At 43.6% G+C, this 23852-nt stretch carries 17 protein-coding genes; 11 read left to right on the top strand and 6 right to left on the bottom strand.

What is annotated here, in order from left to right; translation table 11 throughout:
- Positions 1–80: 80 nt before the first annotated feature.
- Both BACINT_RS03890 and BACINT_RS03885 read left to right on the top strand, forming a co-directional pair.
- Positions 81–899: a 1-acyl-sn-glycerol-3-phosphate acyltransferase gene (locus BACINT_RS03890; protein ID WP_007660710.1), complete on the top strand. Its 819-nt coding sequence runs from the start codon at positions 81–83 to the stop codon at positions 897–899.
- Between the two features lie 54 nt (positions 900–953).
- A complete protein-coding gene (locus tag BACINT_RS03885) occupies positions 954–1940 on the top strand; it encodes a GNAT family N-acetyltransferase (RefSeq protein ID WP_007660709.1) in 987 nt (328 codons plus the stop codon).
- 84 nt (positions 1941–2024) lie between these two features.
- On the opposite strand, the gene BACINT_RS03880 is transcribed toward BACINT_RS03885, so the two are convergent.
- Both BACINT_RS03880 and BACINT_RS03875 read right to left on the bottom strand, forming a co-directional pair.
- Positions 2025–4478 (bottom strand): glycoside hydrolase family 95 protein, encoded by a 2454-nt coding sequence (locus tag BACINT_RS03880; protein ID WP_007660706.1) that lies wholly within the window; start codon positions 4476–4478, stop codon positions 2025–2027.
- Between the two features lie 213 nt (positions 4479–4691).
- Positions 4692–6020 (bottom strand): deoxyguanosinetriphosphate triphosphohydrolase, encoded by a 1329-nt coding sequence (locus BACINT_RS03875; protein WP_044154723.1) that lies wholly within the window; start codon positions 6018–6020, stop codon positions 4692–4694.
- A 90-nt stretch (positions 6021–6110) separates the two neighbouring features.
- Between BACINT_RS03875 and dut the strand changes: the two genes are divergently transcribed.
- The 4 genes from dut to BACINT_RS03855 are packed head-to-tail and all read left to right on the top strand — an operon-like array spanning position 6111 to position 10224.
- Positions 6111–6542: a dUTP diphosphatase gene (gene dut, locus BACINT_RS03870; protein WP_021968203.1), complete on the top strand. Its 432-nt coding sequence runs from the start codon at positions 6111–6113 to the stop codon at positions 6540–6542.
- A gap of 18 nt (positions 6543–6560) precedes the next feature.
- Positions 6561–8321: a tetratricopeptide repeat protein gene (locus BACINT_RS03865; protein ID WP_007660700.1), complete on the top strand. Its 1761-nt coding sequence runs from the start codon at positions 6561–6563 to the stop codon at positions 8319–8321.
- Positions 8318–8914, top strand: coding sequence for a DUF4292 domain-containing protein (locus BACINT_RS03860; RefSeq protein WP_007660698.1), 597 nt, complete (start codon positions 8318–8320; stop codon positions 8912–8914). Before BACINT_RS03865 ends, BACINT_RS03860 begins: the two co-directional genes overlap by 4 nt.
- Positions 8911–10224 (top strand): murein hydrolase activator EnvC family protein, encoded by a 1314-nt coding sequence (locus tag BACINT_RS03855; RefSeq protein WP_007660696.1) that lies wholly within the window; start codon positions 8911–8913, stop codon positions 10222–10224. Before BACINT_RS03860 ends, BACINT_RS03855 begins: the two co-directional genes overlap by 4 nt.
- Positions 10225–10470: 246 nt before the next feature.
- Here the strand turns inward: BACINT_RS03855 and BACINT_RS03850 are convergent, their stop codons facing one another.
- Positions 10471–11547, bottom strand: coding sequence for a M20 family metallo-hydrolase (locus BACINT_RS03850; protein WP_007660694.1), 1077 nt, complete (start codon positions 11545–11547; stop codon positions 10471–10473).
- A 182-nt stretch (positions 11548–11729) separates the two neighbouring features.
- Entirely contained in the window at positions 11730–12353 is a 624-nt protein-coding gene (locus tag BACINT_RS03845; protein WP_007660686.1) for a porin family protein, read from the bottom strand.
- Between the two features lie 225 nt (positions 12354–12578).
- Between BACINT_RS03845 and BACINT_RS03840 the strand changes: the two genes are divergently transcribed.
- On the top strand, positions 12579–14384 hold the full coding sequence (locus BACINT_RS03840) for an AMP-dependent synthetase/ligase (RefSeq protein WP_044154722.1): 1806 nt from the start codon (positions 12579–12581) through the stop codon (positions 14382–14384).
- A gap of 88 nt (positions 14385–14472) precedes the next feature.
- A complete protein-coding gene (gene xyl3A / locus BACINT_RS03835) occupies positions 14473–17061 on the top strand; it encodes a xylan 1,4-beta-xylosidase (RefSeq protein WP_007660684.1) in 2589 nt (862 codons plus the stop codon).
- 79 nt (positions 17062–17140) lie between these two features.
- Here the strand turns inward: xyl3A and BACINT_RS03830 are convergent, their stop codons facing one another.
- Together BACINT_RS03830 and BACINT_RS03825 are read right to left on the bottom strand one after the other, a co-directional pair.
- Positions 17141–18619 carry a glycoside hydrolase family 28 protein gene (locus BACINT_RS03830; RefSeq protein WP_007660682.1) on the bottom strand — a complete coding sequence of 493 codons (1479 nt, stop codon included), beginning with the start codon at positions 18617–18619 and terminating at the stop codon, positions 17141–17143.
- 189 nt (positions 18620–18808) lie between these two features.
- The gene (locus tag BACINT_RS03825; protein WP_044154720.1) at positions 18809–21727 is read right to left on the bottom strand and encodes a M16 family metallopeptidase; all 2919 of its coding nucleotides are present in this window, start codon (positions 21725–21727) and stop codon (positions 18809–18811) included.
- A 102-nt stretch (positions 21728–21829) separates the two neighbouring features.
- Here BACINT_RS03825 and prfB point away from each other — a divergent pair, with 102 nt between their 5' ends.
- The 3 genes from prfB (at position 21830) to BACINT_RS03815 (ending at position 23757) form a co-directional block, all read left to right on the top strand.
- A complete protein-coding gene (gene prfB / locus BACINT_RS03820) occupies positions 21830–22945 on the top strand; it encodes a peptide chain release factor 2 (RefSeq protein WP_007660677.1) in 1116 nt (371 codons plus the stop codon).
- A 199-nt stretch (positions 22946–23144) separates the two neighbouring features.
- Positions 23145–23282, top strand: a complete 138-nt coding sequence (locus tag BACINT_RS24335) for a hypothetical protein (protein ID WP_007660676.1) — start codon at positions 23145–23147, stop codon at positions 23280–23282.
- A 7-nt stretch (positions 23283–23289) separates the two neighbouring features.
- Entirely contained in the window at positions 23290–23757 is a 468-nt protein-coding gene (locus BACINT_RS03815; RefSeq protein WP_007660675.1) for a CYTH domain-containing protein, read from the top strand.
- Positions 23758–23852 lie beyond the last annotated feature (95 nt).

Below are 23852 nucleotides of genomic sequence, written 5' to 3'. Positions count from 1 at the left end.
TGGGTGCAGTTTTAGACAATTTTATTGCGTATAATTAAAAAGATGAGTTAATTTTGCGCAATCATTTCATCTTAAAAAGAATGGCTGACGACTCTTTATTTTTGATTGATATTGATAAAGTACTCCGGGAAAAGGCTCCGAAGTACTATAAGTATATCCCCAGATTCGTAGTTTCTTATCTGAAAAGAATTGTTCATCAGGAAGAACTGAATGTTTTCCTGCGCGATTCTAAGGATAAAGTGGGCGTAGACTTTTTAAAAGCCTGCCTGGAATTTCTGGATGCCAATATCGTGGTGAAGGGAGAAGAAAATCTACCGAAAGAAGGACTTTACACCTTTGTCTCCAATCATCCGTTGGGAGGCCAGGATGGTGTGGCCTTGGGATATATACTGGGCTCTTTTTATAATGGCAAGGTGAAGTATATGGTAAATGACTTGCTGATGAATCTGCAAGGATTAGCCCCTCTCTGTATACCTATTAATAAGACCGGAAAACAGGCAAAAGACTTTCCGAGAATGGTAGAAGCAGGTTTTGCATCCGATGATCAATTGATAATGTTCCCGGCTGGGTTGTGTTCCCGTCGTCAGAATGGAGTGATCCGTGACTTGGATTGGAAGAAGACCTTTATTGTAAAGAGCGTGCAGACACATCGTGATGTTGTCCCTATTCATTTCGAGGGTCGGAATTCGAACTTTTTTTATAATTTGGCTAACATCTGTAAATTCTTGGGCATCAAGGTTAATATTGCTATGCTCTATCTTGCGGATGAGATGCTGAAGAACCGTCATAAAACGTTTACCGTAACCATTGGGAAACCTATTTCCTGGCAGACTTTTGATAAATCGAAGACTCCTGCCGAGTGGGCGGCTTATGTGAAAGACATTGTGTATAAGTTATAAGGTGGTAAAGTGACAAGGTGATAAAGTGAATTAAAGAACTACTAACAAAAAAATATGGAAGAGATTATTGAACCTATAAGTAAGGAGCTTTTGAAAGCGGAATTGACCGAAGAGAAGCGTCTGCGTATGACAAATAAGAGCCATAATCAGATTTATATCATTACAGCTCAGGATTCTCCGAATATAATGAAAGAAATCGGACGTCTACGTGAGATCGCTTTTCGTGCAGCAGGCGGAGGTACAGGAAAACCGCTGGATATCGATGAATACGATATCATGGAAAATCCCTACAAACAGTTGATTGTCTGGAATCCGGAGGCGGAAGAGATATTAGGTGGTTATCGTTACCTTCTTGGTACAGACGTTCGGTATGACGAAAAGGGGGCTCCCATTTTGGCTACAGCCCACATGTTCAATTTCTCTGAAAAGTTTTTGAAGGAGTATCTCCCTACTACCATTGAGTTGGGACGTTCGTTTGTTACAGTTGAGTATCAATCTACCCGTGCCGGTAGTAAAGGCTTATTTGCATTGGATAATCTGTGGGACGGCTTAGGAGCACTGACGGTGGTAATGCCCAATGTGAAGTATTTCTTTGGTAAAGTAACTATGTATCCAAGTTATCATCGTCAGGGAAGAGACATGATTCTTTATTTCCTGAAGAAACATTTTGGGGATAAGGAAAATTTGATAACTCCGATGAAACCACTTGAAATGGAAGCTAAGGAGGAGGATTTGGCTGCTTTGTTCTGTAAGAATACCTTTAAGGAAGACTATAAAATATTGAATTGTGAGATACGTAAGTTGGGGTATAACATTCCGCCGTTGGTGAATGCTTACATGAGTTTGAGTCCGACTATGCGTATGTTCGGTACTGCCATTAACTATGGTTTCGGTGATGTAGAAGAAACCGGCATTCTGATTGCTGTGGATGAGATTCTGGCAGAAAAACGTATCCGCCATATCCAGTCGTTTATCGAGAATGAGCCGGAGGCCTGCAAACTTACCTCCGGGGCTAATAAAGTTTTCTTTCCAAGTAGATGAAAGGTGCTAAATAAAAATAAGAAAGCGGAGAGTGAGCTCATTCTCCGCTTTCTTATTTTCTCCGGTATATCTAAAGCATTTTCTTTATTGGATTTGCGTCAGTTTATCTCCGTCTACTTTGACTTTATAAGTCTTTCCTTTTACAGTCTTGAATGAAAGTGTCTTGTCTTCATATCTGACGGTGCATGGAGCTCCTGCTTTTGATACAAGTATTGCCTCATCCAGCCGGTTGTTTTTCCAGGAGATGGAAACCTCAAAGTTTCCTTTGGCGCAAAGCCCACTTACCACCCCGTCTTTCCAGGCATCCGGTAGTGCTGGTAACAACTGAATGAAGCCCATGTGGCTTTGCAGGAGCATTTCTGTTACACCAGCTGTTCCTCCAAAGTTTCCGTCTATTTGGAATGGTGCATGTGTATCCCACAGGTTATCCAGAGTGCCGTTTTTCAGCAGATTGCCGAACAGGGTATATGCGTGATTACCATCCTGAAGTCTTGCCCATTGGTTTAACTTCCATCCCATACTCCAGCCGGTTGCTCCGTCACCACGGTGTTCTAACACGATTCTTGCTGCTTTTGCCAGTTCCGGAGTAGTTACTGGTGAAAGTGTGCGTCCTGGATGCAAACCGAATAAATGGTTTACATGACGATGTTTGTCGTTGGGATCATCGATGTCTTTCGACCATTCCAGTAATTGTCCGTAGCGTCCTATTTTGTAAGGAACAAGGTGGGCCAGCACTTCTTGCCAATGCTTGCGTTCTCTGCTGTCTACGCCCAGTACTTTACTTGCTTCAATGGCATCCAGAAGAATCTCACGCACTACGGCATGTACAAAGGTGGCGCCTTCGTCAACCGGACCGTGTTCGGGGGATGTAGAGGGAGCGGCTGTATAGGTACCGTCTGGCTTGTGCCACAGATAATCTACAGTGAATTGTGCACTGCTCTTAATCAGATCATAGCCAACCTCTTTCAAGAAGTTCCGGTCTCTCGTGTAGTCATAATACTCCCAGATATGCGTTGCCAGCCACGGACCGGCCATCGGGTTAAAATTCCATGCCATTATCTCACTGGAAAGCGGTGAGGTAAATCCAAATATATTGGCAGAAATGGAAGCTGTCCAGCCGCGTGCGGCAAAGTAGGCTTGTGCAGTTTTCTCACCCGGTTTCACTAATCCCCGGATAAAGTCGATCAACGGCCAGGTACATTCGCTAAGATTCGTAGGACCGGCTGGCCAGTAGTTCATCTGAATATTGATGTTATTATGGTAATCCACACGCCAAGGGCCGTCCAGGTTATTGTGCCACATTCCTTGCAAGTTGGCCGGTAGATTTCCCGGTCGTGAACTGGCTATCAACAGGTAGCGCCCGAATTGATAGTACAGTTCCTCCAGGCGGAAGTCCGGTTGTCCTTTCCGGTAGTTTGCCAAACGCTGGTAGGTTGGCAAATCGGACCCGGTAACATCGGGGTTTAAGGTCAGTTTAACTCTGTTGAACAGTGCCGTATAGTCTGCTTTATGGTTGTTAGCCAATGTCTCATATCCTTTCAACAACGCTTGGTTCATCATGGATTGCGTTGTGAGTTCCGGATCATCGCCTACGTAAGTTTTCGGATTTTTGAAATCCGGATTGAAGTTCATCTTGTAGTCGGTGTCTGCGGTGAGCAGGAATACTACCCGGTCGGCACCCTTCACTATCAACCGGTCATTCTGTGCTATAACGGTTCCGCCTTTTGCAATCGCTTTGATGCGGAAAGCAAATTTCATTCCGTTATTGTTCAGGACTCCGGTATACACTAAACCGTCGGTTCCATCGGTACGTATATTGCTTTGGGCTTCCGGGTTTGGGGCATAGCTCAATACAAGATTCTGCTTTCCTGCTTTATCGGCGGAGAACTCCATTGCCATCACACTGTCCGGGTAAGATATGAAATACTTGCGGCGGTATTGCACGCCTTCTTTGTCGAATTGTACCACGGCCATGGCTGAATCCAAAGATAATATGCGGCGGTAGTTCTTCATTCGTAGTTCACTTAAATCGGTTTCTATATAAAGTTCTCCCATCGTGGTGAATGAGCCGAATCGGAACGGGTGTTCGTCTTTTTCTTCATAAGCAGCTAATCCGTTGAAGTTTTTGCGGGTCAGTTGTGCTGCTTTCTCTCCGTTTCCTTCGGTGAATGCCTGCCTGATTTCTTTTAGAATAGGGGCGGATTGTTTGTTAACGTTCCAATAATAGTCGGCACCACCGGACGTATTAGGTCCGCCTCTCCAGAGCGTTTTTTCATTGAGGGTGATTCTTTCGGCGGCAACCGAGCCTAGAATATTAGCTCCCAGGCTACCGTTTCCGATTGGTAGTGACCGACTTTCCCATTCCCGGTCGAGATTAGCTCCCCGGTTACCATTGCTTCGTAACCATACAGCTTGTCCGGCCAAACTGTTGGGAGTGTCGAACCAGATAGAAAGCCCCTGCCTGTAATCCGTTTCTACAGCTTGTACTGTGGGTAGTAGGAATAAGGCACTAACAAGAAATACACAAAAGTTCTTCATAATAAGTAGATATTTAATTTAGTTCTATTCTATATAAATCAATCATCCTTCGAATTCTTTTCTTTAAATGCTGACACCTGAATGAGGTAGAAGGCTGGGCAAATATAAAAAAAGATTTAAGGTTATTGATGCATCATTAATCGTTTAGGAGTCTCAAATGCCGTTATTGGATGTTTTTGAACATAGAATAGCTAAATTTGGAATTCAGTTATCTCATACTGCCGGAAGACTATTCCCATTTATTTTCCTGTAAAGGTCGAGAGCGAAGACATCTGTCATACCGGAGATATAATCCAATACCGCCTGTATTCTTTCATAGAGTATGGGCGCTTTTATATTATACTGGCCGGATACCCGGTTGATGAGTAGCTGTGAGTAAGCCTTTTCAGGTGAACGAACGGCATCTATCATTAAGTCTAGCAGAGTGCTGATGATGCGGAAACCGGCAAGTTCAATATCCAATACGTCGCGTGAGCGATAAATCTTCTTTAGAGAAATGTCGGCACAATGATTGTAAGCACTGGCAGGCAGTTCGGATATATGTTTGATGAGACTTCCTTCGAATTCTCCTTCCAATATTCTTTCTTCATTGTTCAGGAAGGCCTGAGTACATTCTTGGATTAGCAATCCAATGACACAAGAACGTAGATAAGCTATTTGCTCATTGACATCGCTGACAAAATCCAGTGTTTTGAGCATGTGAGCCTTACGCTCTTCAGGAAAGTAAGAAAGGAGTAAATCTTGTGTTTCTCCGGTAGTGAGTATCTTTAGTTTATGGGCATCTTCAATGTCCATCATCTGGTAACAGATGTCGTCTGCTGCTTCTACTAGGTAGACGAGCGGGTGGCGGGCATATTTCAGTGGATCATCATTTAGCCTCTTCATTCCCAGTTCTTCGGCTATCCGTCGGAAACTTTCTTCTTCTGTAGTGAAGAAGCCGAATTTGGACTTTTTACCGGCTAAACTCGATGAAAAGGGGTATTTTACGATGCTTGCCAGAGTGGAGTAGGTAAGAACGAAGCCACCTTTGCGCCGTCCTTCGAACTGATGGGTGAGTAAGCGGAAAGCATTGGCGTTTCCTTCAAAATGTGTCAAGTCTTCCCATTGTGCGGCAGGAAGTTGCTCTTTCAGTGCCATACCTTTTCCTTCGGAGAAAAAAGTGGAGATGGCCCGCTCTCCGGAGTGTCCGAAAGGGGGATTACCTAAATCGTGTGCCAGGCAGGCAGCTGATACAATGGAACCTATTTCTGGAAGATAAGAATTTTGCAGTTCGGGCTGACGGGCAAGGATTGCCTTGGCTACATCAGTCCCTAATGAGCGGCCTACACAGGATACCTCAAGGCTATGTGTCAGGCGGTTGTGTACGAAAATACTACCCGGAAGGGGAAAGACTTGTGTTTTGTTCTGCAAGCGGCGGAAAGGAGCTGAAAAAACGAGACGGTCATAGTCACGCTGGAACTCTGAACGGTTTTCGTGACGCTCCTGATGAAACTCTTCCAGTCCGAAACGCTTGGCAGATATGAGGGTATTCCAATTCATCATGGTTACTTTGTTATTATTTAACTGCAAATGTATCATTATTTTGCTTCAAATTCCGTATTTTCGCCCGTTAATATAGTAAACGACTTGAATATGAACGTACAAATCATTAATAAATCGAAACATCCGCTTCCGGCTTATGCCACCGAACTGTCCGCAGGAATGGACATCCGTGCTAATCTTTCAGAACCTATTTCGTTAGCTCCGATGCAGCGTTGCCTAGTACCTACGGGATTATATATTGCCCTGCCGCCGGGATTCGAAGCACAAGTACGTCCTCGCAGTGGTTTGGCTATAAAGAAAGGTATTACTGTGTTGAACTCTCCGGGAACGATTGATGCCGATTACCGTGGGGAAGTTTGTATCATCCTTGTAAACCTGTCATCGGAGACTTTTGTGATAGAAGATGGGGAACGTGTAGCCCAGATGGTGATAGCACGCCACGAACAAGCCACCTGGCAGGAAGTGGAAGTGTTGGATGAAACGGTGCGCGGTGCCGGTGGTTTCGGCCATACGGGAGTGTAACATTGATAATTGCAACTGATGATGAAGATTAGATTTAACATACTATCGCTTTTCTTGTTGTGCGCGTTACTTGTATCGTGTGGCACTTCCCGTCAGGGAGGTAAGAAGCAACGGAAAGGGATGAAGACGCAGGTTATGCTTACGCCCGAACAACAGCGTAAATACGATTACTTCTTTCTGGAAGCCTCCCGCCTGAAGATGCAAAATGATTATGGAGCTGCTTTCGATTTGTTGCAGCACTGTCTGAGCATCAATCCGAATGCGTCATCGGCTCTATATGAAATATCGCAATATTACATGTTCCTTAAACAAGTTCCCCAGGGACAGGCAGCTTTAGAAAAAGCTGTGGAGAATGATCCGGATAATTACTGGTATAGTCAGGGACTGGCAAGCCTGTACCAACAACAGAACGAGATGCAAAAGGCTACTGACTTGCTGGAAAGCATGGTCACCCGCTTCCCGGATAAGATGGATGCTCTGTACAGCTTGCTGGAAATATATAATCGTTTGGAAGAGTATGATAATGTGATTACTACTCTGAATCGTCTGGAAGAAAAAATGGGTAAGAACGAGCAGCTCAGTATGGAGAAATTCCGCATCTACTTACAGATGAAAGATAATCAGAGTGCTTTCCGTGAGATTGAAAGTCTGGTGGAAGAATATCCGATGGATATGCGTTATCAAGTAGTGCTGGGGGATGTCTATATGCAGAATGGCAAAAAGGATGAAGCTTACAACATGTACAAGAAGGTACTTGCTACCGAGCCGGATAATGCCATGGCCATGTACTCACTGGCATCCTACTATGAGCAGACCGGACAGAAAGAACTCTATGAACAGCAATTGGATACCCTTTTGCTGAACAAGAAAGTACCTTCCGATACTAAATTGAATGTGATGCGCCAGTTTGTGGTTGAGAATGAACGGGCAGGCAAGGATAGTACTCGCGTGATTACTCTTTTCGACCGTATCTTGGAACAGGATCAGGACGATGCACAAATGCCTATGCTCTATGCCCAATATCTCCTTTCCAAAGGGATGAATAAAGAAACAATGCCTGTGCTGGAACAGGTGTTGGACATAGATCCTACCAACACAGCCGCCCGTATGACGCTTCTGGGTGAAGCGGTTCGTAAAGAAGATTATAAAGAAGTGATCCGGCTTTGTGAGGCAGGTGTTGAATCCAATCCGGATATGTTGGAATTCTATTTCTATCTTGCTATAGCTTATAATCAGGCAGAACGGGCAGACGATGCACTTGCCGTTTGCCAGAAGGCATTGGGAAACATTACGGAAAAGAGCAAGAAAGAAGTCGTTTCGGATTTCTATGCCATCATGGGTGATATTTATCATACGAAAAAGATGAATGCAGAGGCCTATGCCGCATACGATTCTGCATTGGTTTACAATTCGGCGAATATCGGAGCCATGAATAACTATGCTTATTATCTTTCTCTGGAACGTCGTGATCTGGATAAAGCGGAGGAAATGAGTTATAAAACCGTGAAGGCTGAGCCGAATAATTCTACTTACCTGGATACTTATGCCTGGATTTTATTTGAGAAAGGTAATTATGCTGAAGCACGCCTTTATATAGACGATGCTATGAAGAATGAGGGTGATAAGAGTGACACCATTGTAGAGCATTGCGGTGATATCTATTATATGACCGGTGATGTGGACGGTGCCTTGAAGTATTGGAAGCAGGCCCAGGAAATGGGCAGTGAGTCCAAAACATTGAAAAAGAAGATTGAGAAAAAGAAATATATACCAGAATGAGAGTATTACACAGCAAATACAGCACAGCAGGATGTATTCGTATCCTGCCCTTTTTGCTTCTCCTAAGTCTAGTGCTAGGTCTTTCCGGCTGTAAGACTTCCCGGAAAATGACTTCATCAACAGGAGAACCCCGCTATTTGTCTTCTAAGGTACAACTGACCATTCCTAATAAAGGAGGTACAGTTACAGTGAATGGTACAATGAAGCTTGTGAGCGGAGAACGTATGCAACTTTCTTTTTTGATGCCTATTCTTCGCAGTGAAATAGCTCGATTGGAAATCACTCCCAACGATGTACTGGTCGTAGATCGTATGGGAAAACGTTATGTTCAGGCTACCCGCAAAGAATTGAAAGACATCCTGCCTAGGAAGGCAGACTTTGCCTATCTGGAAAAGATTCTTTTTGATGCTGCCAAACCCGGTGGTAAGGCCACTTTGACGGGCAAAGAACTGGGTATCCCTTCTTTAGAGAAAGGTAAAATTGTTCTTACTGACTTCTCGAACAAAGAGATATCGTTGACACCTACTCAGGTGTCTTCCAGATATACTAAAGTTGAATGGACTGAACTTTTAGAGATGCTGGCGAAGTTATGAGACATTTTCTTTGTATCTTCATAGGTTGTTTCTGTCTGGCTCTGCCGCTTTGCGCCCAATCCAACAAGATGATAAAAGAGTTGGAAAGTAAACGGGGCGCTTTGCAAAAGCAGATAGCTGAGTCGGAAACACTCTTGAACACTACAAAGAAAGATGTAGGTAGCCAGTTGAACGGGCTTGCCGCCCTTACCGGACAGATAGAAGAACGGAAACGGTACATCCTTACCATCAATAATGATATGGAGACTATAGACCGTGAACTCTCCAAACTGGAACGGCAATTGGTTCGCCTTGAAAACGATTTGAAGGATAAGAAAAAGAAGTATGAAGCTTCTGTTCAATATTTGTATAAGAATCGTTCTGTCCAGGAAAAGCTTCTTTTTATTCTTTCGGCCAAAACGTTGTCGCAGACGTATCGCCGTATGCGCTATGTGCGCGAATATGCCGACTATCAGCGTCTGCAAGGCGAAGAGATTCTGAAAAAACAAGAACAGGTCAATCAAAAGAAAACAGAACTGCAACAGGTAAAGAAAGCGAAAGCCAGTTTACTGAAAGAGCGTGAAGTCGAGAAAGAAAAGTTGGAAGCTCAGGAAAAAGAAAAGAGGACTTTGGTGGCCAACCTGCAGAAGAAACAACGCGGTTTGCAAAATGAACTCAATAAAAAGCGTAAGGAAGCCAACCAGTTGAATGCACGTATCGATCGTTTGATAGCCGAAGAAATTGAGAAATCCCGTAAACGTGCAGCTGAAGAAGCCCGCAAGGAAGCTGCTGCCCGTAAAAAAGCTGCTGCCAAAGAAACGAAATCGGCTGCAACTTCTTCTTCCGAAAAGGCTACAACGAAGAAAGCGGCGCCTCTTGAAACCTATACGATGGATAAGGCAGACCGGGAACTTTCCGGTAGCTTTGTCAGTAACCGTGGCAAGTTGCCAATGCCTATTACAGGACCTTATATTATCACCAGCCGCTATGGCCAGTATTCTGTAGAGGGGCTTCGTAATGTGAAACTGGATAATAAAGGGATAGATATTCAAGGCAAGCCCGGTGCACAGGCACGTGCTATCTTTAATGGAAAGGTGGCTGCTGTTTTCCAGCTGAACGGTCTTTTCAATATTCTCATCCGTCATGGAAACTACATATCTGTCTACTGTAACTTATCTTCAGCCTCAGTGAAGACGGGCGATACTGTAACTACCCGGCAAGTCCTCGGACAAGTATTCTCGGATGGTGCGGACAATGGACGTACGGTACTTCACTTCCAGTTGCGTAAGGAGAAGGAGAAACTGAATCCGGAGCCGTGGCTGAATAGGTAGCGTATCAGGTATAGTTTTGTTTTACCTTATTGATTCTTTTATTTTTCCTAAAGGATAATCGGGTGTTAACCAAGGTTGACAGGCTTGTCAACGGCAGTTAACAGGCCCGTTGACCAAGGTTAACAGGCCTGTCAACCTTGGTTAGCACCTGAAACTGCCAGTATCTTGATGCGATAATCTCTTGGCTTTGATGTCTTTGTCCCTTATGTCAGATGTCTTTATCCCCTTATATGGAAGTGGGAGGGATTAGATATCAATGGTTGCTCCGTCCAGTAGTTCCAGATATAACCCGATAGCCTCTTCTATTTCCTGAATGAAAATGAACTCATCTGCCGTGTGTGAACGGCTACTCTTTCCCGGACCCATTTTGAGCGAGGGAAATGACATTAGTGCCTGGTCGGAGAGGGTAGGAGAACCAAAAGGTACACGTCCCATTGCTACGGCACGCTGTACTATCGGATGTTGTTCTGCTACGTGAGAAGAACTTAAGCGGAACGAACGTGCTTTGGCTTCGCAAGAAATATGTTTTTGTATTTCAGTAAATAGTTCCTGATTGCTATAACATTCGTTGCTGCGGATATCTACTACAAAAGTGCAGCGGTCGGGAATGACATTGTGCTGTGTACCTGCATTTATTTGTGTTACACTCATTTTTACAGGCCCTAACAGCGGAGAGACTTTTTCAAAGCGATAGTCACGAAACCAAGCGATGTCTTCTAATACCTTATATATAGCGTTGTCTCCTTCGTTTCGTGCAGCATGTCCGGCTTTACCGTAAGCAGTTACATCCAGTACCATTAGTCCCTTTTCTGCAATGGCGGGCTGCATCTCTGTAGGTTCGCCTACAATGGCAAAGTGGATCGGAGGAAGTTCCGGTAATACACACTCGATACCACCCTTTCCGGACACTTCTTCTTCACAGGAAGCAAGATAAATGAGATTGTACTTCTGTGTAGTGCGACAAAGTTGCAGAAAGACTTGCAATAGGCTGACAACGCTTGCACCGGCATCATTACTTCCCAGCCCGTATAGTTTTCCGTTGCTTTCCTGAGTTGGGGTAAACGGATCTTTTCGCCAACCGTTCACGGCTTTCACGGTGTCAATATGTGAGTTTAGTAACAAGGTAGGTTTATTTAAATCGAACATCGGGCTGAGGCACCAGATATTATTGCCTTTTCGCCCGGTTGCCATGCCTTGCAATTCTATATAATTCTGTAGATAATCAGCCGCTTTTTCTTCATCGCGGCTAAGAGAAGGGATAGCAATCAGAGACTTAAGAACTCCGGTTGCCTCAGAAAGCATTGTTGGTATATCGTAAGCCATATCTCAATCAGTTAAATTATTGTGATGCAAACTTACGGATAAATACTGAAATATGCTTAATCGACAGGATAAAAATACCCTTCCACTGTTGATGCAGATAAATAGAGAGGGGCAGAGTGTGGAAAGGGGGAGAGAAATAGAGAAAAGCGTTATTCAACGCCCTTCTCTATTCTTGATATCGTTTAAAACATAAGTCCTAAAGAAATCATTAGGTTTCTATTCTTGCAGCCCATCAATTCCTCAGCTTCAATAAATCCGAAGTCGTAGCCGATGGAGAACTGATACTTCTTACTGATTTCTATGCCTGCTTTCAGTCCCAATCCAAGGTCAAAACGTTTGAATCCGTCATCGCCAAACACGTTCCCTGATTCGGAAACCTTGGAACCTCCATCTACCAAACTGCCGTCAGCTGTCATTTTCGCTTTACCGAACAGACCGATTGCAATGTAAGGACCTGCATTGGCAAACAAGGAGAAATTTTCATTTACAGCATATTTATAGCCAATGTGTACCGGAATCTCCAAATAGTACGGGTTGATCTTGAAACTGGCCATACTGCCTGCTTCAACTTTGGCGCCTTTCAGCGAAAGCAGCGCTCCGAAATCCATATAAAGACCTTCCGTAAACTGAGGCAGTCCCAATTCAGCCTTAACGCCTGCATGGAAACCTACGCGACTGTCCAATCCGGTTACGTTGAGGCTGCTTACATTCATACCTGCTGTGACACCCCATCTGAGGTTATCTTGTGCGTTGATACTCCCTAAACCTATCGCCAATATGGCGACTAATGCTAAAATCTTTTTCATGTTAGTTAAGTAATTGCGTTGATATTTAAAAAACTATTGGGTGCAAATATATATATATTTGTATTTCTTTGGAAAAACGAACAAAAATGTAGGGTAATCACTTCTTTTTATAGTAGGATAGTACTAATATTGCGGAAATATATACTAAATATTTAATTCTCAATATAGAAATAGTTTCAAATGAAACCACTACCTTTGTGCCGTATTTACCAATATATGAATAATATGACTTATCATCATTTATCTGTCCTCGTACATCGACGGGCAGAGAAGTATGGCGACAAGGTGGCTCTGAAATACAGGGATTACGAAACGTCGCAGTGGATACCCATCACTTGGAATCAATTCTCACAAACAGTTCGACAAGTTGCGAATGCACTCATAGAGTTAGGAGTGCAGGAGGAAGAAAACATAGGAATCTTTTCTCAGAACAAGCCCGAATGCCTTTATGTGGATTTCGGGGCATTTGCTAACCGTGCAGTGACTATACCTCTGTATGCTACCAGTTCACCGGCACAGGCACAGTACATTATCAATGATGCTCAGATACGTTACATCTTCGTAGGCGAGCAATTCCAGTATGATGCGGCTTTCAGTGTCTTTGGCTTTTGTCAATCGTTGCAGCAATTGATCATCTTCGACCGGGCTGTTGTACGCGACCCTCGTGATATGACTTCCATCTATTTCGACGAGTTCCTGGAAACAGGAAAAGGTTTGCCGAACAACGATATCGTGGAAGAACGCACTTCCCGTGCATCGGATGATGACCTTGCGAACATTCTTTATACATCCGGTACTACTGGCGAACCGAAGGGAGTAATGTTGCATCACTCTAACTATATGGAGGCTTTCCGTATCCATGATATCCGTCTGGTGGATATGACTGATCAGGATGTTTCCATGAATTTCCTTCCCTTGACACATGTCTTTGAGAAAGCATGGACATATCTTTGTATTCATAAAGGCGTGCAGATTTGCATTAACCTCCGTCCTGTGGATATCCAGACTACCATTAAAGAAATCCGTCCGACATTGATGTGTAGTGTTCCCCGTTTCTGGGAAAAAGTGTATGCCGGTGTGCAGGAGAAGATTGCTCAGGAAACAGGCTTGAAGAAAGCTATGATGCTGGATGCCATTAAGGTAGGTAAGATACATAACATAGATTATCTGCGTAAAGGTAAAACTCCGCCATTGATGAACCAACTGAAATATAAGTTCTACGAAAAGACAGTTTATGCTTTACTGAAAAAGACGATTGGTATTGAGAATGGTAATTTCTTCCCTACTGCGGGGGCTGCCGTGCCCGATGAAATCTGTGAATTTGTTCATTCGGTAGGCATCAACATGTTGGTTGGTTATGGTCTGACCGAATCGACGGCTACTGTCTCCTGTTTCCTCAACGAAGGTTATGAAATAGGTTCGGTAGGTACGATAATGCCCGATGTGGAAGTGAAAATCGGCGAGGAGAACGAAATACTTCTGCGTGGAAAGACTATCACGAAAGGTTATTATAAAAAAGCGGAAGCTACTGCTGCTGCTATTGATAAAGATGGCTGGTTCCATACCGGTGATGCCGGTTACCTGAAAGGTGATCAGCTTTATCTGACTGAACGTATCAAGGATTTGTTCAAGACTTCCAATGGTAAATATGTCAGTCCGCAAGCGTTGGAGACGAAACTGGCTATTGATCGTTACATTGATCAGATTGCCATTATTGCCGACCAGCGTAAATTTGTGTCTGCCCTTATTGTTCCGGTCTATGGCTTCGTGAAAGATTATGCCAAGGAAAAAGGGATTGAATATAAGAATATGGAAGAACTGCTGCAGCATCCTAAGGTGATCGGTTTGTTCCGTGCTCGCATAGATACCTTGCAACAGCAGTTTGCACACTATGAGCAAGTGAAGCGCTTTACTCTTTTACCCGAACCTTTCAGCATGGAACGTGGTGAACTGACTAATACTTTGAAGTTGAAGCGCCCTGTAGTTGCAAAGAACTACAAGGAGTTGATAGATAAGATGTACGAAGAGTAAAAAAATACACTTCAACAACTAATATTTCCCCATAAAAGAAGTTTCTGTTTTGTACTTTTGCAAAGTTCTATTAATTGAGCTTTAAAGTATGAAACAGAAACTTTTTTATCTATTACCTATTTTAGTCTTGACCGGTTGTGGACAAGTATCTTACAAAAACACCTCATTGTCTCCTGAAGAACGTGCAGACCTGTTGGTGAAAGAACTGACACTGGAAGAAAAGGTACAACTTATGATGGATGGTTCCCGTCCCGTGGAACGATTGGATATAAAACCGTATAATTGGTGGAATGAGGCACTGCATGGGGTTGCTCGTGCAGGGTTAGCTACCGTTTTTCCTCAGCCTATAGGTATGGCTGCGTCATTTAGCCCCGAAACGGTATATGATGTATTCACTGCCGTGTCTGATGAGGCGCGTGCCAAGAATACTTATTATTCATCTAAAGACAGCCGTGAGCGTTATCAGGGATTAACTATGTGGACGCCTACTGTCAATATTTATCGTGACCCGCGTTGGGGGAGAGGTATCGAAACCTATGGCGAAGACCCTTATCTTACAAGCCGGATGGGAGTAATGGTAGTAAAAGGGTTGCAGGGCCCTGCAGACGGAAACTATGATAAGTTGCATGCTTGTGCCAAGCACTTTGCCGTACACTCCGGTCCCGAATGGAACCGCCATTCTTTTAATGCAGAGAATATCAAACCTCGCGATTTGTATGAAACATATTTGCCACCTTTCGAAGCCTTAGTGAAAGAAGGAGAAGTAAAAGAAGTGATGTGCGCTTACAACCGTTTTGAAGGTGAACCTTGTTGTGGCAGCAACCGCTTGTTAATGCAAATCTTACGCGATGAATGGGGATTTGATGGTATAGTTGTGTCCGATTGTGGTGCCATTGCCGATTTTTATAATGACCGTGGACACCACACGCATCCGGATGCTGAGTCTGCTTCTGCCGCAGCTGTAGTGAGTGGTACTGATTTGGAATGTGGTTCCAGCTATAAAGCTTTGGTGGAAAGTGTAAAAAAAGGGTTGATCTCTGAAGAAAAAGTAAATACTTCCGTGAGGCGTTTGTTGAAAGCTCGTTTTGAGCTGGGAGAGATGGATGATTTGGAAAAAGTATCCTGGGCAAAAATACCTTTCTCTGTAGTTGCTTCTGCTGCCCATGATTCATTGGCATTGAAAATAGCCCGTAAGTCCATGACGTTACTGATGAATAAGGATAACTTTTTGCCGTTGAGGCGTGGAGGGCTGACAGTAGCTGTTATGGGCCCCAATGCCAATGATTCTGTCATGCAATGGGGAAATTACAATGGAATGCCGCCGCACACCGTAACTATTCTGGATGGAGTGCGGAATTTGCTCGGCGCTGATGATAAACTGATTTATGAACAAGGTTGCCCGTGGGTAGAAAGAACCTTGATTCATAGTGCATTCAGCCAATGTAAGTCGGTGGATGGCCCTGGTTTCACTGCCCGTTACTGGAATAATCTGACGCGTGAAGGTAGTCCTGTGACTACTACTCAGGTCACCACTCCTTTCCGTTTCTGCACTTCGGGTGCCACGGTTTTCGCTCCGGGAGTAAATCTGACGGACTTCTCTGCTACTTATAATAGTGTATTTACTCCTGTACAATCCGGAGAAATCGTACTTGAAGTATACTGTTATGGAAACGGGCGTCTTCGTGTAAATGGAGAAGAGGTGAAAAGTTTCTCTAATAAGCATGGTGCCCGTAAAACGACTCATGCCATGAAAGTACAGGCCGGTCAATCCTATGATATAGAACTCGATTTTGAATATCTTCGGAGTGATGCTCAGTTAAACTTCGATCTTGGCTTCAAGAGAGAGGTCGATATTCAGAAATCCGTCGAGCAAGTGAAGGAGGCAGATATCGTTATTTTTGCAAGTGGCATATCTCCCAGTCTTGAAGGAGAAGAAATGGGAGTCAACCTGCCTGGCTTTAAGAAAGGTGACCGTACGGATATTGAACTTCCGGCAGTTCAGCGTGAACTGATTGATGCTTTGTACCGTGCCGGCAAAAAGATTGTCCTGGTTAACTGCTCCGGATCTCCTATCGGATTGGAACCTGAAACTAAGAAATGTGAAGCCATTCTGCAGGCTTGGTATCCGGGACAACAAGGTGGAACAGCAGTTGCCGAAGTGCTGTTTGGCGATTATAATCCGGCGGGTAGATTACCGGTAACATTCTATCGAAATGTATCTCAGCTTCCTGATTTCGAAGATTATAATATGGCCGGGAGAACTTATAGATACATGCAGGATACCCCGTTGTTCCCATTCGGATATGGGCTGAGTTACACTACTTTCAGTTATGATAAAGTTGTTCTTGATAAGAGCGAGGTTACTGCCGGACAAACTTTGAAGTTAACTGTTCCGGTCACAAATACGGGAAAACGCGACGGTGAAGAAGTCGTTCAAGTTTATCTTAAAAAACAAGGTGATGCGGAAGGTCCTGTAAAAACACTACGTGCTTTCAAGCGTGTATTTATCCCAGCCGGACAGACTACTAACATAGAGTTTGATTTGAAAGATAAGGAACTGGAGTGGTGGGATGAACAAACCAATACAGTGAGAGTCTGTTCGGGAACTTATGATATTATGGTAGGTGGTAGTTCGGAGGATGAATCTTTGCAACAAACTTTAGTTACTATAAAATAGTAATAAAGAGTACTTCTTGAATATCAGATTACGCGGGTCACTTAAAGATCCGCGTAATTTGTATATCATCTGTTGGAAGTTATTTTCTCATGATCTGTGTGGAGTCACAATGAATGATATTCACATTCTCCACATCCTTCTCTATATTTACTACCGGCTGATTGGTAATCGGCTTCTTTGAACGTACATCATTCAGGAATATGCCATTGCATTGTCTGAAGTCGAATGATGGTCCTTCGCCCACTGTAAAGCTGACATTGTTAAATCGTATATCTGTTGCTGTTTCCGCTTTAAATCCTTGTTCGGCTACTATATTCATATTGGAAAAGGAGAGTTCTGATACAGGCATCTCTTCAATTCCTTTTATATATCCTATTCGTTTTATATCATTTCCTGTGACATTACTCAAATGAATATTGCGGAAGATAGGTGTACGTTCACTTACAGGCTCCACTTTCGATAAACGGTCATAAAATAAGTCGAAGATAAAGGCATCTCCCTGGATATTCTTCATTACAATATTATCTACCCGGATATCTTCTACTACACCACCGCGCCCACGGGATGCTTTTAACCGGATACCGGCATTAGTCCCGTCGAATACACAATTGGATATTGCCACTCTTTTTACTCCACCTGACATTTCACTACCGATGACTACTCCACCATGCCCGGAAAGCATGATGCAGTTGGTGATTGTAATGTTCTCACAGGCTTTTCCATATTTACGTCCATCAGCATCACGTCCGGATTTGATGGTGATACAATCGTCCCCAACGCTGATAAAGCAATCGGAGATGCGTACATTCCGGCAGGAACTCGGATTGATGCCATCCGTATTGGGACCTTTGGGATTGCTTGACGGATTATTGATAGTAACCCCGTGTATTGTAACGTTATCACAAAATGCCGGATTGATAGTCCAGAAAGGAGAGTTTATGATCTTCACATTCTCGATAAGGATGTTGGTACATTCGTAGAACTGGATAAAAGGCGGGCGGAACATACGGCGTTCCAATGAGGGTTTATAATAGTCGGATATTTCCAGATCTTTATTAGCGTCCACCCACATCTGCTGCAATTTATCCAAGGTAGGGAGTTTGCCGCCGTTTTCTTTTATCACTTTCCGGGTATCGAATTCCCATAGCCACCACTTTAATCCGTTTCCATCCAGTGTACCGCGTCCGGAAATGGTTACATTATCTGCTGAGTGTGCATAAATCAGTGGTGATAAACTTTTCATCACAGTACCTTCCCAACGTAAGGTGACGAAGGGCAGATAATCCTCAAACTTGTCGGAGAAACGCAAAACTGCACCCGATTCCAAGTACAACGTTATGTTACTTTTCATGTGAATGGTAGCAGTCAGATAAGTTCCGACAGGAAAATAAATAGTTCCGCCACCTTCCGAAGCTGCTTTTTCAATGGTTCGGTTGATCAGTTCCGTACAGGACTTGATACCTTTGGCATCTGCTCCCAACTGTTTCATGTCGAATGTGCGGGACATGGCTACCACAGCCACCATTATTCCCACAATAAAAATAGATAAACGTTTCATGGGTTGTCTTATGTTCTTTGATATGTGATAAAATATGAATACGTGGACAAAAGTACGGAATCATACAACGGTGAAGGGGGATTTTTTGTGTAATAAGGAGTATTTATAGATTGAAGTCAAGGAAAATTGCTAACAAAAAAAAGACTGTACACTATGTACAGCCTTTTTTGCTTTTATTTATCGGAAATTTTAGTATCCGAAGATATCTTCCTGTTTCAGTTCAATCACCGGGCCTACCTTCTTCAGACTTTCCATATCCAATTCTTTCTTGTCACCAAGAATACAATAAGTATATGTACGTCCCTTGATCCACTTGTTCTGGTAGTCGATAACATCCTGCAACGTCATGTTCTGCACATCATTGTACAGTTTGATGCGGCTATCCACATTCTGTCCCAAGTATTGAGCACTGATGTAATCCCAGATGACATCCATCTTGATGGTACGGTCAGTACGCATGCGGGCAATCATACCATCTTTAGCAAGTTTGAAAGCAGCTTCTGATTCAGGCATGTTGTTGATGATATCATTGAATGTATTGATTGCATCTATCATCTTATCGTTCTGCGTAGCAATCTGCGTACGGAGAGTGTAGGGATCAGTCAGGTAAGACGGTCTCAGCATACCGGCCCATGCCGAGTAAGCCAGACCGCGGCTTTCGCGCATTTCCTGGAATACGATAGAATTCATACCACCACCAAAGTATTCGTTATACAATTGACGGCCTGATTCTGCAGCAGGATCAAATTTCTCTCCCTTATTGGAGACTTGTGACATATAAATTTGCTTAGCTTCATACGGAGCAATGAAAATCTTCGTTTCCGGTGTGAGCAACGGTTCGAAGTTATTTCCTTCCGGAATTTCGTTCAATGTTTCCGGAGCCTGATGTTCTTTATTGATGATGGCAAGTAATTCATCCTGATTATTGGGGCCATAATAAAGAATACGGTGTTTGAAGCTGTTCAACTGCTTGATACGGTCTACAAGTTGTTGTGGATCCATAGAAGTCAGTTCAGCTTCGGTCAATATGTTGGTTGACGGAGACTTCGGACCATAAGTGGCATAAGTCACCAGGCGTGAGAAATTTTGCATCTGATTCAGCTTGGCATCCTTGCGTGATTTCAGGATATCATTGGCCATATTGGTGTAAGCTTCCGGATTAACTTTGGCATTTGCCATCAGTTTTTCGAAGAGAGCCATGGCAGCAGGCATGTTCTCGCTGAGGCCGGAGAGCACTACATAAGTACGTTTTGTACCCGGAGATACGAAGAATGAACAAGCAAGGCGGTAGAATTCGCTTTTTACTTCTTCCGGAGTCATGTCGGCTGTGCCGAGGTATTCCAGATATTGAGCAGCAGTACCCAATGCCTTGTCATTGTTGTTACCCATGTCAAAAAGGTAAATCAACTGGAAGATGTCATTCGTTGTATTTTGTTTGTAGAGTACAGGAATATCCGATTTAGCCTTCAACTGGGTGAGGTCTTTGGAATAATCCAGGAATACCGGTTCAATAGGAGTCACTACGCTTGCCTGAATTTCTTTCAGGAAAGTGCTGACTGTATCGCGGTTCATCACGATAGGAGTGATTTCAGGCTTCGACATCTTCTTCTCATTCGGGTCTTTGCCTTGCTTCTTGTAGATAACGGCATAGTTATCATCTTTCAAGTATTTGTTGGCAAAAGCTACGATGTCATCTTTTGTCAGTTTAGACATGCGGTCGAGAGCAGTCACTTCATCCGCCCAGTCGCTACCGTTTACGAATGATTCAACGAACATATCTGCACGTGCATCATTGTTTTCTAACTGTTGCATCTGATACAGCTTGAAGTTGTTGATGTTGGCTTCCAGCATCTTTTCGTCAAAGTCACCCTCGCGGAGTTTCTTCAATTCGCCCAATAAGAGGTCTTTGACTTCGTCCAATGTCTGCCCTTGTTTGGGGCGTCCCTGCATCATGAATGCACTGTAGTCGCTCATAGTCATCGGATAACAATAAGCGCTCAGGGTCTTTTGCTGTTGTGTCAGATCCAGGTCTATCAAACCGGCCTGTCCGTTATAAAGTATTTGGGAAACCACTTGTAAGGTTTCTACGTCTTTGTCTGCTGCTCCGGGAAAACGCCATGCCAAGGCAACGCTTTCAGCATCCGGACCTAAAATTTCACGTACAACAGGTGCTGTAATTGGAGTTTCCTTCGGTAAATCCAGTTTCGGCAGATCAGGATTCGGTTTCAAACCACCGAAATACTTATCAATGGTTGCAATCATCTGATCGGGATCGAAATCACCTGAAAGACAGATAGCCATGTTGTTGGGCACATACCATTTCTTATAATATTCCTTGATATTGGTGATAGAAGGATTCTTCAGGTCTTCTTGTGTACCAAGTACGGTCTGTGTGCCGTAAGGATGGTGTGGGAAAAGAGAAGAAAGTACAGCCTCGTATACCTTACGCGGGTCGCGGGTCAGTGACATGTTCTTTTCCTCATAAACTGTTTCCAGCTCAGTATGGAAACCACGGATTACGCAATTTTCAAAACGTTCTGCCTGGATTTTGGCCCAGTTGTCAATCTGGTTGCTGGGGATATCTTCTGTATAGCAAGTTACGTCGAAGCTGGTATAGGCATTCGTTCCGTTGGCACCGATGGCAGCCATCAGCTTGTCGTATTCGTTAGGAATGGCATACTTGGAAGCTTCGTAAGAGATACTGTCTATTTTTGCATAAATAGCTTTACGCTCAAGACTGTCGGTAGTCTTACGATAGATTTCAAACTGTGCTTCGATCTGGTCGAGCAAAGGTTTCTCAATCTCGTAGTTTTGGGTACCGAAGTTTGTGGTACCTTTGAACATCAGGTGCTCAAAGTAGTGAGCTAACCCGGTTGTTTCTGCAGGGTCGTTCTTTCCACCTACACGTACGGCAATGTACGTCTGTATGCGCGGTGTTTCCTTGTTGACGGTCATGTAAACTTTCAGACCATTATCCAGAGTGTAGATACGCGCTTTCAGCGGATCATTAGGAACTGTTTCATAACTGTACTTTGAAGTACAACTTCCTAAACTTATCGCTACCAGTAGGATAAGCATTAAACCAATTTGTCGGAATAGTTTGTTCATAAGCTGACTTATTAGATTGATAACTGCAAAAATATGCGTTTTTTTCATACCTTTGCACGCAAAAAGTAAATATTTTAACTAGAAGGTTTATTTTCATAGATTATGATTACCATAGAACAACTGAAAGACGTAAAGGAGCGCACCGAAGCACTCTATCGCTATTTGGATATAGAAGGAAAGAAAATCCAGGTAGAAGAAGAACAGTTGCGTACCCAGGCTCCCGGTTTTTGGGATGACCAGAAGGCTGCCGAAGCGCAGATGAAAAAGGTGAAAGGTTTGCAACAATGGATAGCCGGTTATAATGAAATAAAGACATTATCGGAAGAGTTGCAACTGGCTTTCGACTTCTACAAAGACGAACTTGTTACGGAGGAAGAAATAGACGAGGCTTATGCCAAGGCTTCCACTGCTATTGATGAGCTTGAATTGAAAAATATGCTTCGTGATGAAGCCGACCAGATGGACTGTGTGTTGAAAATCAACTCCGGTGCAGGTGGTACGGAAAGCCAGGACTGGGCAAGCATGCTGATGCGTATGTATCTGCGTTACGCTGAAACCAATGGTTATAAAGCTGTGATATCCAACTTGCAGGAAGGTGATGAAGCAGGTATTAAAACTTGCACCATCGAAATTTCGGGTGATTATGCTTATGGATACCTGAAAGGAGAAAACGGTGTGCATCGTCTGGTACGTGTATCTCCTTACAATGCGCAAGGTAAGCGTATGACCTCTTTCGCTTCGGTCTTTGTCACTCCGCTGGTAGATGATACTATCGAGGTGAACATTAATGTTGCCAATATTTCTTGGGATACTTTCCGTTCCAGTGGTGCCGGCGGTCAGAATGTGAACAAGGTGGAGTCTGGTGTTCGTCTGCGCTATCAATTCAAAGACCCGTATACGGGCGAGGAAGAAGAAATCCTGATTGAAAATACGGAAACCCGCGACCAGCCCAAGAACCGTGAAAATGCAATGCGTCAGCTGCGTTCTATCCTGTATGATAAAGAACTTCAGCACCGCATGGCTGAACAGGCTAAGGTGGAAGCCGGTAAGAAGAAAATCGAATGGGGCTCTCAGATACGAAGCTACGTATTCGACGACCGTCGTGTAAAAGACCACCGTACTAACTTCCAGACTTCGGATGTCAATGGAGTGATGGATGGCAAGATAGACGGTTTCATCAAGGCGTATCTGATGGAGTTTGCAGGACAAGGAGAATAAATCAAAACTCTGCTATACAGTAAATGGGTATCACCTGATGAAGGAAAGGTGATACCCATTCTTTTTTTAAGTGAATCATATTTGATAGGTAGGGAGAAGATATTAAGTTGATATGAATAAATTTTCTCTTTTATTTTGGAAACTTCCCGAATTTCATGTTACTTTGTTATCAGTTGAACTTTAATACTAAAAGCACATTATGGGAAAGAATAAGAAAAAGGTTATGCATAGCCGTAAAGAAGAAGAACAAGCTAAGAAAGTGTTGTTGATTATTGGTGTATCTGCATTGATATTGGTGCTGGTAATGCTGATAGGATACTCTTTCTTGGGGAAATAAGAAATAGATGTCACAAGAAATAGAACGGAAATTCCTCGTGACGGGGGATTATAAATCGAGGGCGTATGAACAAAGCCGTATTGTGCAAGGTTATATCAGTAGCGCAAGGGGCCGAACCGTACGGGTACGTATCCGTAGCGGAAAGGGATACCTTACGATAAAAGGTGCTTCCGATGCCTCAGGCCTCAGCCGTTATGAGTGGGAAAAAGAAATTCCACTGAATGAAGCGGAGGAGCTGATGAAGCTCTGTGAACCGGGAGTTATAGATAAGACCCGTTATCTGGTACGGAGCGGGCGGCATACGTTTGAGGTGGATGAGTTCTACGGTGAGAACGAAGGGCTGGTAGTTGCTGAAGTAGAATTGGCTTCGGAAGACGAGGCTTTCGAGAAACCGGACTTCATAGGTGAGGAGGTGACGGGTGATATTCGTTACTATAACTCACAATTGAGGAAGTGTCCCTATACGACCTGGTGAAGTGTAACAGCCTGTCGACAGGAAGTTAATGCCTTGTCCGCAAGAAGTTAAGTTCTTGTCAACAGAAAGTTAACTCTTTGCAACCGGCTGCTAAT

It is taken from the genome of Bacteroides intestinalis DSM 17393, assembly GCF_000172175.1.
Classification (GTDB): domain Bacteria; phylum Bacteroidota; class Bacteroidia; order Bacteroidales; family Bacteroidaceae; genus Bacteroides; species Bacteroides intestinalis.
This window is presented reverse-complemented; position numbering and strand designations above follow the sequence as displayed.